14 protein-coding genes are annotated in these 15,743 nt (G+C 59.5%); 5 read left to right on the top strand and 9 right to left on the bottom strand.

The window, feature by feature from the left end:
- Nucleotides 1–253: 253 nt before the first annotated feature.
- A complete protein-coding gene (locus tag FZ934_RS22395; protein WP_153273069.1) occupies nt 254–1,483 on the bottom strand; it encodes an MFS transporter in 1,230 nt (409 codons plus the stop codon).
- Nucleotides 1,484–1,797: 314 nt separating this feature from the next.
- Here FZ934_RS22395 and FZ934_RS22390 point away from each other — a divergent pair, with 314 nt between their 5' ends.
- Complete coding sequence (locus FZ934_RS22390) at nt 1,798–2,349, top strand: DUF924 family protein (RefSeq protein ID WP_153273068.1); 552 nt, start codon at nt 1,798–1,800, stop codon at nt 2,347–2,349.
- A 184-nt stretch (nt 2,350–2,533) separates the two neighbouring features.
- On the opposite strand, the gene FZ934_RS22385 is transcribed toward FZ934_RS22390, so the two are convergent.
- The 6 genes from FZ934_RS22385 to FZ934_RS22360 all read right to left on the bottom strand — a co-directional run bounded on the left by FZ934_RS22385 (nt 2,534) and on the right by FZ934_RS22360 (nt 9,252).
- Complete coding sequence (locus tag FZ934_RS22385) at nt 2,534–3,433, bottom strand: sugar phosphate isomerase/epimerase family protein (RefSeq protein WP_153273067.1); 900 nt, start codon at nt 3,431–3,433, stop codon at nt 2,534–2,536.
- Between the two features lie 76 nt (nt 3,434–3,509).
- The gene (locus FZ934_RS22380; protein WP_153273066.1) at nt 3,510–4,448 is read right to left on the bottom strand and encodes an ABC transporter substrate-binding protein; all 939 of its coding nucleotides are present in this window, start codon (nt 4,446–4,448) and stop codon (nt 3,510–3,512) included.
- Nucleotides 4,449–4,513: 65 nt separating this feature from the next.
- Nucleotides 4,514–5,497, bottom strand: a complete 984-nt coding sequence (locus FZ934_RS22375; RefSeq protein ID WP_153273065.1) for an ABC transporter permease subunit — start codon at nt 5,495–5,497, stop codon at nt 4,514–4,516.
- Nucleotides 5,498–5,528: 31 nt separating this feature from the next.
- On the bottom strand, nt 5,529–7,073 hold the full coding sequence (locus FZ934_RS22370) for a sugar ABC transporter ATP-binding protein (protein WP_153273064.1): 1,545 nt from the start codon (nt 7,071–7,073) through the stop codon (nt 5,529–5,531).
- Nucleotides 7,070–8,476, bottom strand: coding sequence for an FGGY-family carbohydrate kinase (locus FZ934_RS22365; RefSeq protein WP_246738021.1), 1,407 nt, complete (start codon nt 8,474–8,476; stop codon nt 7,070–7,072). The genes FZ934_RS22370 and FZ934_RS22365 overlap by 4 nt, the downstream gene beginning before the upstream one ends.
- A complete protein-coding gene (locus tag FZ934_RS22360; protein WP_153273063.1) occupies nt 8,473–9,252 on the bottom strand; it encodes a DeoR/GlpR family DNA-binding transcription regulator in 780 nt (259 codons plus the stop codon). The genes FZ934_RS22365 and FZ934_RS22360 overlap by 4 nt, the downstream gene beginning before the upstream one ends.
- Nucleotides 9,253–9,440: 188 nt before the next feature.
- Here FZ934_RS22360 and FZ934_RS22355 point away from each other — a divergent pair, with 188 nt between their 5' ends.
- From FZ934_RS22355 to FZ934_RS22340, 4 genes are all read left to right on the top strand, one after another.
- On the top strand, nt 9,441–10,523 hold the full coding sequence (locus FZ934_RS22355) for a class II aldolase/adducin family protein (protein WP_153273062.1): 1,083 nt from the start codon (nt 9,441–9,443) through the stop codon (nt 10,521–10,523).
- A complete protein-coding gene (locus FZ934_RS22350) occupies nt 10,520–11,800 on the top strand; it encodes an FGGY-family carbohydrate kinase (protein WP_153273061.1) in 1,281 nt (426 codons plus the stop codon). The genes FZ934_RS22355 and FZ934_RS22350 overlap by 4 nt, the downstream gene beginning before the upstream one ends.
- Nucleotides 11,793–12,632 (top strand): TIGR01459 family HAD-type hydrolase, encoded by an 840-nt coding sequence (locus FZ934_RS22345; RefSeq protein WP_153273060.1) that lies wholly within the window; start codon nt 11,793–11,795, stop codon nt 12,630–12,632. Before FZ934_RS22350 ends, FZ934_RS22345 begins: the two co-directional genes overlap by 8 nt.
- An 83-nt stretch (nt 12,633–12,715) precedes the next feature.
- Nucleotides 12,716–12,937, top strand: coding sequence for a hypothetical protein (locus FZ934_RS22340; protein WP_153273059.1), 222 nt, complete (start codon nt 12,716–12,718; stop codon nt 12,935–12,937).
- Between the two features lie 133 nt (nt 12,938–13,070).
- On the opposite strand, the gene FZ934_RS22335 is transcribed toward FZ934_RS22340, so the two are convergent.
- Nucleotides 13,071–14,129 carry a Gfo/Idh/MocA family protein gene (locus tag FZ934_RS22335; RefSeq protein ID WP_153273058.1) on the bottom strand — a complete coding sequence of 353 codons (1,059 nt, stop codon included), beginning with the start codon at nt 14,127–14,129 and terminating at the stop codon, nt 13,071–13,073.
- Nucleotides 14,130–14,145: 16 nt separating this feature from the next.
- On the bottom strand, nt 14,146–15,633 hold the full coding sequence (locus tag FZ934_RS22330; protein ID WP_194273872.1) for a GMC oxidoreductase: 1,488 nt from the start codon (nt 15,631–15,633) through the stop codon (nt 14,146–14,148).
- Nucleotides 15,634–15,743: the final 110 nt, after the last annotated feature.

Below are 15,743 nucleotides of genomic sequence, written 5' to 3'. Positions count from 1 at the left end.
GGTCGGCCGTTGACAACTCGAGACAGTAATCCGCCGACATAGCCGTCATCCTGGGAGTATCGCCGGGATGATCGGACGTCTGATTGAGGAGCGGCGTTTCTACAGGCGCAGCTCATTATGTCGTTCATAAAGCACGCCTTTTCGTCGTGACGAGCCTGTTGCCGTCATGGTCCGCAACTTCTCCGATCGGACCGGAGACGACTTCTATATCTGCTGCGAGATTCCCGGCCTAGGCAGTGAAATCAGACGGGCATTATCGCCTGACCTCCAGACGCGGCAGGAAGATAGCCAGGAAGCCGGCAATCGGTATGAACGAGCATATCTGGTAGACACCCTCAATGCCGATCCTGTCGGTCAGGCCGCCCAGGAACGCTGCGGCAATCCCGCCAATCGCGAAATTGAGGCCGTAGAACATGCCGCCAATCAGGCCGATCCGCTTCGGAACGAGGTCCATGGCGTAGATCATGATGGAGGCAAACGCGCTTGCCATGATGAGGTTGATCCCGACCGTCAGCACGCCCGTCCAGAACAGATCGGCATAGGGCAAGAGCAGGGTGAGGGGCAGGGGACCCAGGATGGAAATCCAGATGATCCGGTACCTGCCGATTTTGTCCCCGACGATACCACCAAGCAAGACTCCGGCAGCCGACGAGATGAAGAACACGAACAGCATCATCTGCGACATCGACACCGAGACGCCGAAGCGATCGATCAGGTAGAATGTATAGAAGGAGCGGAAGCTCTCAAGGTAGGTCAGCTTCGATGCCATGAGCAAGGTCAGGACAGCGAGACCGATAACGACGGTACGGCGCGAGTGGTCAGGTCGGGAGTCCTTCGTGCCCTTGCTGCGAAGCGCGGCTTCGAACTGCGACTGGATCGACCAGTATTGCCGAGCACTCCATGTGAGCAGGAACATCGCCAGAGCGATCATCGCCGTAAAGAACACCAGGCTATGCCGGCCATTCGAAACGATGAAGACCGCGGCGCAAAGCGGGCCGAGTGCGCCGCCGATCTGCCCGCCGACCTGAAAGATACCCTGCGCCAATCCTTGCCTGCCGCCGGATGCATAACGAGCTGCGCGCGTCGCTTCCGGATGGAAGATGGACGAACCGATACCAACCAGGGTCACCGAGATCAGAATCAGGACATAGGATGAAGCGTAGGAGAGACTGATGAGACCGGCGAGCGTGAACGCCATGCCGAACACCGCCGAGTAGGGCAACGGGTGGCGGTCAGTGTAGAGCCCGATCGCCGGCTGCAACAGTGCACCTGCGATCTGGAAGACAAGCGTTATGACGCCGATCTGTACGAAATCGAGGGCGAACTCGCTCTTCAAAATCGGATAGACAGCCGGAATCAGGGACTGGATGGTATCGTTGCAGAGATGCGATAGGCCCAGAGCGAGCAAAACCAACAGATGGACTCGAGGCCGGTTGGCGCTCGCAGTATCGACAGAGGACGCCTCCGAAACTGATGCGGTCATGAAACTCTCCCAAAGGGATCGGTGATCCCGTTCTCCTTGCGTATCTCTAGGACCTTGCAAACTGAGGGTCGAGGTCACTTTCCCATGGAACCGTACTGGCCAGTCCATTTTTATGAGCCAGGCAGGGTTGTAACTCTGCCGGCTGACGTTGAGAGGCACACGTCTTGCTCGATAATCAACGTTATGGAACCTAATCCGCCATTCTTAGGAGAAGCGCGCGCCAAATGGGTTACCAGTTGAATATCCGACTCGAAGAACCTAGCTGCGTGATAGGAGTTATGCCAACAGCGCATTCGCTAGGATTTGGAGGATACATGAGTTCTATCTGTACGCCTGAGGAAGTCTGCGCCTTCTGGTTCGAAAAATGTGACCGCAAAGACTGGTTCGAAGGCGCAGCTGAACTCGACAGCGAGATCAAAAGACAGTTTCGTGACACCCACCTTGCACTGGCGTCGGGAGAGAGCAGCGTTTGGCGAGAAACCCCGCAGAACCGTCTCGCAATGACCGTCGTGCTCGACCAGTTTCCGCGCAATATCTATCGAGGAACGGCTTTGGCGTTTGCGACCGATGGACTGGCTTTGGCCGAAGCCGAATTGGCGCTTCAGTCGGGCGACGACAAGCGTGTTCCCGAGGAGTTCCGCGTCTTCTTCTACCTGCCCTTCGAACATGCGGAGGACATCGCCCAGCAGGATCGTTCGGTAGCACTGTTCGCCGAGCTTGGAGATCCAGAGTTCCTCGACTACGCACGGCGCCACCGCGAGGTGATTGCATCCTACGGTCGCTTCCCTCATCGCAACCGGGTATTGGGCCGGCAATCGACCGAGGCCGAACTCCGTTATCTCGCGCAGCCGGGAGCGGGTTTCTGAACCGCGGCGCCCGCCCATGGGCAACGGACAGGCAGATTTCGCCGCAGCCAATCGCTGTTGACGCCCTCGATTCAGTCGCCGTGTCGGCAGCCGACCGCATCGTATCGAACGGGCGTGGCGTCGCATGCGCCTCCCTCGTATGGGACACTCTGGAACGGAAACGAACTGCGCCGGAAGGAACCATTCACACCGTTGGCAGGTGAGCATTGGTGACAAGCTGCGCTTTCAGACGCGCTGTCTCCAACCCCAATTCAATGAACCGCCGCGCATGCTCGGCAAGTGCAACATTGTCGCTCCAGAGGTTTCTCCAGATCGCCGTTTTCAGCGACAGGTCCCTGTCGACGATCGTGGTGGAGAATGACTCGAACGTGACGAAATCATCCCATCTGATTGCCACGAGGGCGTCAAAGATCGCGGCGAAGTCGATATTCCCCGTACCGAGGTAGCCACGGTGGCTTTCACCGATGTGAACGTAACCGATCTTGTCCGCCGCATTGCGGATCGCCAGACCCACGTCGGCCTCCTCGATGTTCATGTGGAATGTGTCGAGGTGAAGAAAGACGTTCGAAGCACCCGTGTCCCTGATATAGGCAAGACCCTGGGCGGCGGTATTGAGCATGTTGCTCTCGAAGCGATTGACAACCTCAAGGTTCAAGGTGACGCCAGCCGACTTTGCACGTTCCGCGACTTTCGACAGCGTGCTCACACTTGTGTCCCACGCCTTCTTCGTTAGCGCGTGCTCCTGCTTTCCATGAGCAGAGCTCAGGATACCTGCAAGCTTCGATCCGCCGAGATCCCTGACAAGCGCAACCGCACGGTCGAGAATATCGACACCGTGGGCAACAACGGACGGGTCGTCGCTGGAGATATCTCCTTCCGCCGGCAGCCCCATACTGATTGCGACATCCAGTCCGAGTTCTTCAATACGCGAGGCGAGCCACTTCACATCGACCTGTTTTGGATCGAGATACGAGAATTCGACAAGATTGAAGCCGAGCTCGCGGGAGCGGGCAAGAGTTCTCGCCAGCTCGTCTTTCGAGGAGCCGGCGCTCCAGACGAAGGAGTGGACGCCGATTTTGGACATGAGACCGTATTCCTGATTGCTTGAGATCACGACCCGCCGAGCACATAGGCATCGGCGGGCCGCACGGGAGGAGACCTTAGCGAGCTGCCGTCCAGCCCTTGTAGTCCTTGATGTTGTCGGCCGTGATCAGCTTCGGATCCAGCAGCACAGTGTTTTCGGCAGGCTTCTTGCCGTTCAATACGTCGACAGCCATCTTCAGCGAGTCACCTGCCATGACGTAGGGATCCTGGGAGGCGGAGGCCTTGATCATCGACTTGCCGCTTGCCAGCGACTTTTCGATATCGGGGGCGCCGTCGACGGCAGTGATGATGAACTCGTTACGGTTCAACTGCTTTGCCGCCAGTTCAGCGCCGATGCCGGTCGGGTCGTTGATCGCGAAGATCGCGTCGATCTTGTCGAAGCGGGTCAGAAGACCCTGCATGACCGCAAGGCCGCCGTCGCGCGAGCCCTGGCCGTTCTGATCGTCCGAGAGGATCTTGATGTCAGGGCTCTTGCCGAGAACATTCTTGCATCCCTGAACGCGGTCGATGATCGACGACGATGCCGGTCCGTTGATGATGATGACGTTGCCCTTGCCCTTCAGCTGATCAACGATGTACTGGCAGGCTTCTTCGCCCGCCTTCACGTTGTTGGTCATGACGGTGACGTCCGCACCCGGTGCGGAAACGTCGAACGCGGCAACGATAACGCCGGCGGCCTGAGCCTTCTTGACGGCTGGAGCGATCGCCTTGGCATCGACTGCGTTCAGCATGATGATGTCGACACCGGCAGCGATGAAGCTGTCGATCTGCGATACCTGCTTGTTGAGGTCGTAGTCCGCGGAAACCGAGGTGACCTGAACGTTTGGATTGATTTCCTTGGCGCGGTCCTCAATGCCCTTGATCGTGGCAACGAAGAATGGGTTGCCGAGAAGGCCGACCGAAATGCCGATCTTTTCGAGGTCCTTTGCGGCCGCCGGCATTGCGATGGATGCAGCCAGTGCGGTGGCGGCGAGCAGTTTCGAAATCATGCGCATTCTTTCCTCCATTGGGCGCCTCCTGCGCCTTGTTATCCGGTAACCCCGGTCCCATCAGCCACACCTTACGTGCGGCTAAGCCCCTTCAGCCGGTAGCGGTCGAGCCCCACGGCCACGATGATGACAAGTCCCTTGATGATGTACTGCCAGATGTCCGAGACACCGACGAGGATGAGGCCGTTCGACAGCACGGCGATGATCAGCGCGCCAATGAGCGTGCCCCAGATCGACCCGACACCGCCGACGAAGCTGGTACCACCAAGAATAACAGCGGCAATCGCATCGAGCTCGTATGCCTGGCCAAGCTGGAGACCGTTGGCCGCGTAAAGCCGCGCTGCCGACATGACCCCGCCAAGACCGGCAAGAAGGCCGGACATCGAATAGACGAACAGCAGGACGAGCGGCACCTTGATCCCCGTCAGGCGTGCGGCCTCGACGTTGCCGCCAACCGCATAGATCCAGGTTCCGAGAACGGTCCGCTTGAGGATAAACCAGGAGATCAGGATCGTCGCAAGCGCGATGATGGCAAGCCACGGCACGCCGAGGAAGCTGCCGTTTCCTATGAAATCGAAGGGCAGATCCGGATTGAAGACTGTGGTGTCGTTTCCGAGCAGCCGAGCGATGCCACGCATCGCAGTCAGCGAGCCGAGGGTCACGATGAACGGCGGCAGCTTCAGAGCCGAAATGATCGTTCCGTTGACAACACCGCAGGCAAGACCGACGGCGATTGCAGCCGGAATTCCGAGCATGCCGATATCCGGCCAAAGAGAAACGATGACGCCAACCATGGCAGATGCCGCCAGGATCGAGCCCACCGAAAGATCGATACCGCCTGTGAGGATGACGAAGGTCATCCCGGCAGCCAGCACCGTGTTGATCGATGCCTGCTGCATGACGATCGACAGGTTGTTGACGCTTAGAAACCGCCCGCTGAGAAGATGGAAGCCTATTGCCAATATGACGAGAACCGGAAGCATGCCGAGCGCCGTCAACGTTGATCGGAACCTGGCTTTGCTGGCGTTCGGCTGTTCGGTCGATGTGGCGGTCATGCTTCTTGTCCCGTCTTTTGAATTGGCGAACTCAGGCGACTTTCGGCGCCGAGCCGGTCGAAAACGCCATGATGGCTTCCTGGCGGATTGGTTGCTCGTACGTCGACGACACCTCGCCTGCGATGTGGCCCTCGCGCATGACGAGAACGCGATCGGCAATCCCGATGATCTCGGGAAGGTCGCTGGAAATGACGACAATCGCGATGCCGGTCTGCGCAAGTTCGTCGATAATTCGGTAGATTTCGGACTTCGCGCCGACATCGACGCCGCGCGTCGGTTCGTCGAAGATGATGGCTTTCGGCTTGGTCTCGAGCAGGCGGGCGATCAGTGCCTTCTGCTGATTTCCACCCGACAGCGCTCCAACATTGATGCTTGCGCTCAGCGTTCGAATGGAAAGTGAGGAGATCGCCTTTGCCGCGCGTTCGCGAGCCGCCGCGAAATTCAGAATGCCACCCTTGGCCGCGTCCTTGCCGATCACACCGATGTTGATGTTTTCGTTGATCGTCATGTCGAGGAACAACCCCAGGCCCTTCCGGTCTTCGGTGAGATAGGCAATACCGGCGTCCATGGCATCGCGCGGGCCGCCGATCGTCAATTCGCTGCCTTCGAGCAGTACGGTGCCCGATATCTTCTTGTCGGCCCCGAAAATCAGCCGTGCGAGTTCGGTGCGGCCGGAACCAACGAGACCGGCGATCCCGAGGACTTCCCCGGCCTTTGCGTCAAAGGAGCATCCGTGAACGCGTCGCCCGTCTCCGATATCGCGGACGGACAATATCGTTAGGGCGGCTTGCTGCGGCGCGCGATGCTCTTTCTTGTAGAAAGACGACAGGTCGCGACCAACCATCATCGACACGAGTTTTTCGGCTGAAAGCTCGGCACGCTCGAGCGTTCCCACATAAGCGCTGTCGCGTAGAACGCTGACACGATCGGCGAGCGCATAGATTTCTTCCATGCGGTGGCTGATATAGATGATGGCAATACCGCGAGCCTTGAGGCCGGCAATGACCTCGAACAGACGTTCGGTTTCTCTCGATGTGAGCGAGGTCGTCGGCTCGTCCATGACGATGATCTTCGCATTCGTCGTCAGCGCACGCGCAATTTCCACCATTTGCCGCTCGCCGAGAGACAAGCCCGCGACAAGCTGCGACGGGCCGAACTCAATGCCGAGTTGCTTGAGAATCGGTTCGACGCGCTCGCGCGCTGCGGTCTTGTCGATAACGCCGAAGCGAGCAGGCTCCGCGCCGAGAAACATGTTCTGCGCAACCGTCAGGTTTGGCGCGAGAGACAGTTCCTGATAGATAACCGCGATACCGTTCGCCTTTGCGCGAATGGGATCGCCTGATACGATCGGCTGACCGTCAACTGCAACAGTGCCGCCTGGATCAGCCGTATAGGCGCCTGAAAGCACCTTCATCAGCGTGGACTTTCCAGCGCCGTTCTCGCCCATCAGCGCGTGAACCTCGCCTGGATAGACCGTCAGCGACACGTTGGTCAGAGCTCTCGTGTTGCCGAACGTCTTGCTGATGTTTCTCATTTCGAGAACGGGCGCATTCGCCCTTGGCGCTGCCGCACTCATGCGTGGAGCTCCTTTTCTGGCTGCATCGCGGACGGGTCTTTGATCCCAAGGAAACCACTCCAGGTGCGCCGATAGGACTCAAGACCCTCGACATCGAGCGAGGCAGCCTCAACCGTCTCGTTGGCGAACGGATGATGGCCGAGTTCATTGAAAACGAGCGCGGCGGCTCCAAAGGCGCTTCCTTCGGCCGTCTTGCTCGTGAATATCGGCTGGGCCGGACGCAATTGGGCAAGCAACTCCGCAAACAAACCGGTCTTGACGAGGCCGCCGTCGATAACGATCGGGTTGCTTGATCGTATCAGGTCAAGCGAAAGGTCGGTCATCAGCGCGACATAGAGAAGAGCCGTGGCCGCCCTCTCCTCGCCATCGACCGAGGGGCCGACAAATCGCCCATCGAAGCCTTGCATGGGACCGCCGGGAGCAAAGGAGGGCAACGCGAATGCTCCCTTGGCAATCACGCGCGCCAATGCCTCTAGGCTCACGGCCTTGTTCCAGCCACCGCTCGCGATGTCGTATTCCCGACCTCCCATGAACCGAATGGTCGGCGCGGGCCTGCCATCAACGGTCACGTTGGCGAGCATGTCACGGTGTTCGTCCAGCGCCTCAAGCGGGCAAGCGGAGTTGAAGATAACGACCCACGTCCCCGTGGACACCAGCGTGAAATCGTCGAACCCGACCGAACGGTAAAAATAGAGCGCCGCGTTGCTATCGTGGACTCCGTTATGAACGGCGACCGGAACGGCTTCACCGTATTTCGTCGTGACCAGGAATGTACCGAGTTCCGTGCCCGCCCTGGCAAAGGCCGGCATTTTCTCCCGCCACCCCCTGCCGTCGACCAGACTGCTAAAGTCCCCGATCAGAGGCGCCCAGAGATGGGAATGGCAACCGATGTAAGAAACTTCCGACACCTTCCGGCCTGAAAACCGCCAGGACCAGAATTGAGGATAGGACAAGATGGCATCGGTTTGAGCCAGAAGCTCGGGCTTGGTATCCTCGACCCAGAGAATGTGCCGACCATAGTTGAAGCCGAGTGGAAGGCGAGGCGAATAGGTCTCTCGGAAGGCCGGAACCATCATGTCGATGCGATCAGCAACCTCGCGCGGCGGCTCCTGCTCGTAGTCGAGGATCGGATGGACCAGACTGTCACCCTTGGTCAACGCGTAGGTGCAGCCGTGTCCGGAAAAGGTCACGTGCCCTACCCCATGATCTTCAACCGCCGTCTTCAAGACGTCCTTCATCCACGCGAAGAGCGCCTGATCGTCAAGAACCCGAACTCCATCATGATCGACCCAGCTTGGCTTGCTGCGAGCGTCCCAAAGTATCGAGCCATCGTGGCCGAGGACGAACAGCTTCGAGTTCGTCTTGCCGAGGTCGAAGACCGCTACTGCAGCATGTCCGGTCATGATGGCACCCCGACCGCGGCAATCAGGATGGTTATGCCGGCATCCTCAAGCATCTTGGCGCCCGAGTCGGATAGGCCATCATCGGTGACGATCGTCCCGATCCTCGAAAGCGGCAGCACGATGTTGCGCGGCTGGATCGAGAACTTCCGGCTGTCGGCCAAGAGGACGATTTCGTCGGCACGCGTGCTGAGCTCGCCGATAGCCTTGGTGAGCAGGGGATGCGATTCCAGCAGCCCTTCCGCACTGATGCCTTGCGTGCCGAGAAAGAAGCGAGATGCAAAGAAATCCGGCGCTCCCGCCGAAGGGTCATGGATTATGCCGGGCTCGCGATAAAGCTCGCCACCGGCGAGTGTCAGGTGGCACGTCCCGTGCTCCCCGAGATAAGCAGCGAGCGGCATCGAATTGGTGTAGACGCGCACATTGCGCCGAGCAAGCTGCTGCCCGAGCTGATAGCAGGTGGAGCCAGCATGCACGATAATGGAGTCCCCGTCCCTGACGAGGCCGGCCGCCTTCTCGGCAATCGCGCGCTTTGCATCCACCGCAATGTCGCGATTTTCATCGTAAGGCCGCGCCGAGAGCCGCCCGGTCGCGGACGCGTCATTTGCGGAAATCCCGCCATAGACTTTCCGCGCCTTGCCGATCTCGTGAAGCTTGTCGATATCGCGCCGAATGGTAGCTGGAGACACGCCAAGGCGCTCCTGCAGATCGCGCACCGATGCGAAAGGCGTTTCGAGCAGCATCTCGGTGATCAGGCGATGGCGATCGGAATCGTTCAAGAAGTGCCTCCATTCGCGCTTCTCCTCAAGCGCTATGACGAACTATAATCACACTGACGTAACTGTCGCAATAGATTAGACTGAAAATCTTCACAGTTGACGATCTTCGATCACATTTATAGGATCGCGCCAAAGTTTGCTCAGCTTATTCAGCCCAGTTGAGCAATGTGCCGTAGGAGGAGAACCAGATGACAATTCCGGACTTGCGGAAAACCGACCTGTTCGGGGATTTCCTCCATCTCTCAAGCGAGATCGGCAACGACATACAGAAAACCCAGGGCGCAGGCGGCAATACCTCGATCAAACATGACGGCGTCATGTGGGTGAAGGCCTCGGGAACCTGGCTTGCGAAGGCCCGCGAACAGGACATCATGGTCCCCGTTCTCGTGGATCCGCTGGTCACGGCACTGCGGGAAGGCGACCCCAGGGCCGAAAAGTCGATCGATTTCGTCGTTGACGAACTGAACTCGAGCGGCCTGCGGCCGTCCATCGAGACAAGTTTCCATGCCGCGCTGCAGAGCCCGGTGGTCGCCCACTATCACTGCGTCAATGCGATTGCGCTTGCGGTGCTGGACCGACGCGACGAGATCCTGGCGGCTCGGATGGCAGCGGTTCACGACTTGAAGTGGGCCTCTGTTCCCTACAGACGCCCTGGAACGCCTCTGGCTCGAGAGATTGAAAAAGCCGCGGCAGCAAGACCTGATATCCTGATCCTTTTCAACCACGGCATCATCGTCTGCGGCGAAACGGTAAGCGAAGTCGCCGAGCGGATTGATCGCGTCACCGAGGCCCTTCGTTCAGCCCCGCGCGCAACCGCTGCCCCGAATTTCGACGCCCTGACCACTGCGGCCAACGGATCAAGCTTTCACGCCGCAAAGGACCTCGACAGTCATGTGATTGCGCTTTCGGACATCAACCAGGCACTTGCCCTCGGCGGCTCACTTTACCCCGACCATGTGATCTTCCTCGGAACCGAGATCGGCATGCTCACGCCCGAACAGAACGCCAACGATCTGGAAGCAGCCTACGCCAGGGAGGGACGCGAACTGCCCAAACTGGTGATCGTTCCCGGCAAAGGCATCCTGCTGTCAAATACGCTTACGGCCGGAGGCGAAGTCATGGCCCGCTGCCTTGCAGAGGTTGTCGGTCGCATCCCTGATGGCGAGAAGATCGCCTATCTGTCCGATGCCGACGAATATGAACTGACACATTGGGAAGCAGAACAATACCGTCAGGCGCTGGATCGGCAGTCAACGAGGCACTCGGCGTGACCAGCGGTTCCGAGCAGGCATATGCGCTTGGCATCGACATCGGCACATCGGGTGCGCGGGCGAGCGCCCTCGATCGGCATGGCAACCCTCTAGGCTTCGCGGCTGCGCCATTCGAAAGTCCCGCCGAGACACGGCAACCCGCCGCGTGGTGGACACGTGTGCGACAGGCCGTCGAAGACCTCAACTCGCAGGTCGACCTGACCGCGGTCAGAGGTGTCGCAGTCGACGGAACATCCGGCACCGTGCTAGCACTCGACAGGAACAATCGGCCAACGGGCTCGGTGCTGATGTACAACGACCCCTGCCCCGAGCCTGAGATCGTCAGCCGGATCGCTCGTCACGCTCCCGCAGGCAGTACTGCGGTCGGCGCCAGTTCCGGGCTTGCGCGGGCCATCTACCTGTCCCGGGGGCAGGACGCCGTGGCCGTCGTTCACCAGGCGGATTGGATCCTGATGATGCTCGGTTGCCCGGAGCGCATCAGCGACGAAAACAATGCCCTGAAAACAGGCTATGATCTCGCCTCGGAGCGTTGGCCTGAGTGGATCGAGCGTGCCGGGATGGATGTGAGCGCACTGCCCAAGGTCGTGCGCGCCGGCGAGAGGGTCGCACCGGTCGCAGGCTATTTGCGGGATCTCGGTCTTCCGAAATCGACGTTCTTCCATGCCGGTACGACGGACGGATGTGCATCTTTCCTCGCGACCGGAGCATCGGAAATCGGTGATGCGGTAACGGCGCTCGGCTCGACGATCGTGCTGAAACTCGCCTCCGACCGCCCGATCAACGCGCCGGAATTCGGCGTCTATTCCCATCGGGTGGGCAAGTTCTGGCTGCTCGGAGGCGCCTCCAACAGCGGCGGCAACGTGGTTCGAGCCCTGATCGGCGATAACAGGCTCGACGACTTGACCGCCCGGATCAACCCGGAGCAGCCGCTCGGTCTCAACTACTATCCACTCTTAAGGCCGGGCGAACGGTTTCCCTTCAACGATCCTGATTATCAGCCTCGGCTGGATCCACGGCCCGCCGATGACGCCCAATTCTTCCAGGCCATTCTGGAGGGGATGACCGAGATCGAACGCCTTGGCTACCGACGCCTCGAGGAACTGGGCGCCATGCCTATCAAGTCCTTGAGAACAGTCGGCGGCGGCGCACGCAATCCGGCCTGGACAGCAATGCGGTCTCACGCGCTCGGCGTTGAGACGCTGCCGGCCAGATCGCTGGAGGCCGCCGTCGGTACGGCATCTCTGGTCATCGCCGCGTTGGAGCAGGAAGATGCCTAAATCTGTCACCGTGGACGTGGCGCGATTGAGCGCCGAGTATGACGTGTTTTTCGTCGATCAGTTCGGCGTCCTTCGCGACGATATCGGGCCGTATCAGGGCGCCGTCGATGCCCTTCGGCAATTGAGCCGGTCGGGCAGAAGGATCGTGATCCTCTCAAATTCGGGGCGCAGCGGCCAGTACAATGCCGAAAGGCTGGTGAAGCTCGGCTTCGCGCCGGATAGTTTCAACTTCTTCGTGACATCGGGCGATGTTGCCTTCGAGATTTTGTCACGGCCCGGGGTTGCCATCTCCCAGGGGGCGAGAGCGCTGACGATCTCAAGCGGTGGGGATACCAACCTTGCCGATCGATTGGGACTAACCTCCGTGCGTAGCGGGAAAGAGGCAGACATCGTCATCATCTCGGGCAGCGAGGCCGAGCGCATTTCCATGGACGATTACCGCGAGATGTTGAGGCCGGCTGCCGAAAACAATGTGCCGTGCTACTGCACCAATCCTGATATCCACAAACTCCACGAGGGTTCCGTCGCGCCGGGTGCAGGCAGCATTGCCAAGCTCTATGAAGCGATAGGCGGGAAAGTGGTCTGGGTCGGAAAGCCCTATCCTGAAATCTACGATCACGCGCTTAAGCTTGTCGACGTTGAGGACAGGAGACGCGTCGTCTGCATAGGCGACAGTGTTGAACACGATATCCTCGGAGCGGCGTCTGCCGGGTTGGACAGCGTACTCGTCAGAACCGGGATACTGGCCGATAACAGCGACGACGAACTCCACCGCATCATTGCCGACACTGGTGCGTCTCCGAGGTATATGATGCAAGCCTTTGTGTTCTAGGAGAAAGATCTTACCTCCCGAGAAACTCCAGGATGCTCGCCTGAGAGAACTTCGCTTCAGCCAGATCTTTGCTAAGATGCCGCATGAGCCGATTTGCAGAAACTGAAACCGCCCTCATCGAAAAACTTCGGTCGATGAAGGTGAAGCCCGACGTCACGATCAACCTTCTCGATGTAAAAGAGCCACTGAATGCAGCGGGGTTTACGCAGGAGGAGATCATGTCGGTCCTCTCTGCGCTTGAGCAGGACCGGATCTTAGTATTTGCACCAGGACACAAACTTAAGCTATTGAAGTCGTTGCCTTAGCGGCCCTTTTCGGTTCGGACCAGCAGGCGAGCAAGCCAGTACGCCTCGCGCGAAGTGCGAATCTCACGCATGCCCAAATGCATGACGGCTCTAGAGCCTCTGGCCGCGAGGTATTTCGCGGCCAGAGGGTAAGCTAGAGAGCAATGCTGCGGCCGGTCCTGACGCTCTCGTCCGCGGCAATACAGATGCGCAGCGAGGTCACGGCGTCGTCCATGTGACGGGTAAGGTCGAGGTTTTCGACCACAGACCGATAGACGAAGTCCTGCTCCCGATCGCACAGCGCCTGATGGCCCGGCTCGTCATGCATATCAAGCCAATCATCCGCTTTTGCCGGAGAACCATCTGCCTTCAGCTCTGCATGATGGACGCGCAATCTGGACGTCCGGGTATGGGCGTCCAGATCGGCGGAGCTTGCGCCCTCGTCCATGACGATGGAAACGGAGCCATTCGGCGAGATGACGTCCTTCACGAAGAAGGCGGTCTCCGACATCATCGGACCCCAGCCGGCCTCGTACCAGCCGACGCTTCCATCCTCGAACAGCACCTGGAAGTGGCCGTAATTGTACATGCCATCAGGCAGGCCGCCGGCCATTTTCACGCCCATGCCGCGCACTTCCACCGGCTTTGAATCGGTGATCTGGCACATGACGTCGACATAGTGCACCCCGCAATCGACGATCGGCGATGTTGTCTGCATGATCGACTTATGGATCGCCCAGGCGCTGCCGCTCGACTGCTGGTTCAGGTTCATGCGGAAGACATAAGGACCGCCGAGGCCGCGTGCCTCGTCGATCAGGCGCATCCAGGATGGGTGATGGCGCAGGATATAGCCGATGACGAGTTTCCGGTCATTGGCCTTGGCGGCGGCCACGACGCGCTCCGCATCGCCGACATTGGCGGCAAGCGGCTTTTCGACGAAGACATGCGCGCCGCTTTCCAGCGCCGCGACGGCCATATCCGCATGGGTGTTCGTGTGGGTCGCGATGCAGACGACGTCGGGCGTGAACTCTTCAAGCGCCTGCAAATAATCGTGACGCAAGGGATAGGAACGCAGTTCTTCCGGCAGGTCGGGTACCGAGCGATTGACGAGACCGACGATCTCGAATCCGGGGTGATTGTGATGGGCGAGCGCATGGCTCTTGCCCATCTGACCGAGACCGACGATCAGAACCGTGAGTTTTTGCTTTGTCATTCAGGCAATCTCCAAGTCAAACAGTGCGGCGAGCGTCAGCGATCTGGCTGGCGCCGATGCTGGCGAGAGCGACGCTGAACAGCGTCGGGTTGGTCGCGGTCACCGTCGGGATGACGCCATTTCCGGCGACATAGAGATTGTCGAAGCCCCAGACCTTCGAGTTCCTGTCGCAGACGCTGGTACCATCGTCGCGCTCGCCCATCCGGATCGTCCCCTGGTAATGCAGCGACGAGCCAACGGGCTGCACGAAGGTAGCAAAGCCGGGGGCTGGGCGACCGATGATGGCCGAAATGCGCTGCGCATGGCCCTTGGCCTCTTCCAGGCGCGCCTTGTCGCCTTCCGACTGCCGCCAGTGGATCGAAATGGCGGGAAGGCCGAGCCAGTCACGGTTGTTGTCATCGAAGGTGACACGGTTGTCGGCACTGATGTCGGAGGCCACGAAAAAGCCCATGCCGATCGGCTGACCACTCATTTCGCTGGCCTTCGGCATCGTATGCAGGCTGGTCGCGGCAATCGTGACGGAATAGGGAAACTCCGTGGTGGACGGAATCCAGCTCATCGACGCCATCGGCACATCGGTCTGCATTTCGCTGATCTGCGAGACGATATAGTGGTCGTTGATGTAGCGGCCGAGCGCTTCCGAGCGGATACCCGAGGCGTAGAGCAGTTGCGGCGAGTGCAGCGAATCACAGGCAACGACGACCGTTGCGGCCTTGACCACGAAGGCTTCTTCCGAGCCGACGCGGACAAGTTCGACACCGGTGACATGGCCATTCTCATGAATCACGCGGCGGCAAGCCGTTTCGGATAGAATCTGGAAGCGTTCCTTCGGTTCATCGACGAGATCGCCGAGAACGACGTCCGTGCCGTGATAGCGCAGGCCCTCGGGGCCAGGCGTTGCGGCAAGCGGCATGGGCTGAACGAAGCGATCAGGCGTGCGACCGGGATTGAAGACTTCGCCCAGTCGCTCGCGCATGGCGATGGCTGCAACATCGCCGGCGCGTGGATCCTTGTTGGTCCCGAGCAATTGCGCCGACACCGCCAGAGCCTTGTGCATCTCGTCGGTGGGGATGAAAGGCACGAGTTCGATTTCGGAGGGCACCGGCGTGCCGGTCGACCACTTGGTTCCCATGCCGCCGACATTGGCTGCCGAGAAGCCGGCAAACAGGTTCTCGTCCTGCGGATCGGCTTCATTGGCGATGAATAGGCCGGAACGGCGCAACATCGATCCGTCGAAACCGCCGGCGCGACGCGCTTCCCATTCCTCCTTGTTGATCGGCATGCGCGGGCTGCGATCGCCGCCCTGGGCTTGCAGTTCGAAAGCCGCACGCTCATCCAGATCGACGATGTTGTCGAGATGCGCACCCTTTTGCGGAAGAATCTGCGGGCCGGCCTCAACCATCAGAATACGCGCTTCCGGCCATTTGTTTCTGATGACGCGCGCATAGGCCGAGCCGGTCGGGCCACTCCCGATAATGACGACGTCGGCAGATTGCTCAGGCATTACGTTATTCCCCATTCTTCGGTATCAATTTGATATCTAACAAAGATGTATCCTAGCGGATGTCAACCGGGATCGTTAGTCTACGAACAAAGTTTGATAACAGCGATCGA

The organism is Rhizobium grahamii (assembly GCF_009498215.1).
Lineage (GTDB): Bacteria > Pseudomonadota > Alphaproteobacteria > Rhizobiales > Rhizobiaceae > Rhizobium > Rhizobium grahamii_A.
The sequence above is the reverse complement of the archived record's forward strand: the minus strand, read 5'-3'. Positions and strand labels throughout refer to the sequence as shown.

What these genes read in the sequence shown, in the direction of transcription:
- FZ934_RS22395 (WP_153273069.1), bottom strand. Translation starts at nt 1,483, where the DNA reads ATGACCGCATCAGTTTCGGAGGCGTCCTCTGTCGATACTGCGAGCGCC.
- FZ934_RS22390 (WP_153273068.1), top strand. Translation starts at nt 1,798, where the DNA reads ATGAGTTCTATCTGTACGCCTGAGGAAGTCTGCGCCTTCTGGTTCGAA.
- FZ934_RS22385 (WP_153273067.1), bottom strand. Translation starts at nt 3,433, where the DNA reads ATGTCCAAAATCGGCGTCCACTCCTTCGTCTGGAGCGCCGGCTCCTCG.
- FZ934_RS22380 (WP_153273066.1), bottom strand. Translation starts at nt 4,448, where the DNA reads ATGCGCATGATTTCGAAACTGCTCGCCGCCACCGCACTGGCTGCATCC.
- FZ934_RS22375 (WP_153273065.1), bottom strand. Translation starts at nt 5,497, where the DNA reads ATGACCGCCACATCGACCGAACAGCCGAACGCCAGCAAAGCCAGGTTC.
- FZ934_RS22370 (WP_153273064.1), bottom strand. Translation starts at nt 7,073, where the DNA reads ATGAGTGCGGCAGCGCCAAGGGCGAATGCGCCCGTTCTCGAAATGAGA.
- FZ934_RS22365 (WP_246738021.1), bottom strand. Translation starts at nt 8,476, where the DNA reads ATGACCGGACATGCTGCAGTAGCGGTCTTCGACCTCGGCAAGACGAAC.
- FZ934_RS22355 (WP_153273062.1), top strand. Translation starts at nt 9,441, where the DNA reads ATGACAATTCCGGACTTGCGGAAAACCGACCTGTTCGGGGATTTCCTC.
- FZ934_RS22345 (WP_153273060.1), top strand. Translation starts at nt 11,793, where the DNA reads ATGCCTAAATCTGTCACCGTGGACGTGGCGCGATTGAGCGCCGAGTAT.
- FZ934_RS22340 (WP_153273059.1), top strand. Translation starts at nt 12,716, where the DNA reads ATGAGCCGATTTGCAGAAACTGAAACCGCCCTCATCGAAAAACTTCGG.
- FZ934_RS22335 (WP_153273058.1), bottom strand. Translation starts at nt 14,129, where the DNA reads ATGACAAAGCAAAAACTCACGGTTCTGATCGTCGGTCTCGGTCAGATG.
- FZ934_RS22330 (WP_194273872.1), bottom strand. Translation starts at nt 15,633, where the DNA reads ATGCCTGAGCAATCTGCCGACGTCGTCATTATCGGGAGTGGCCCGACC.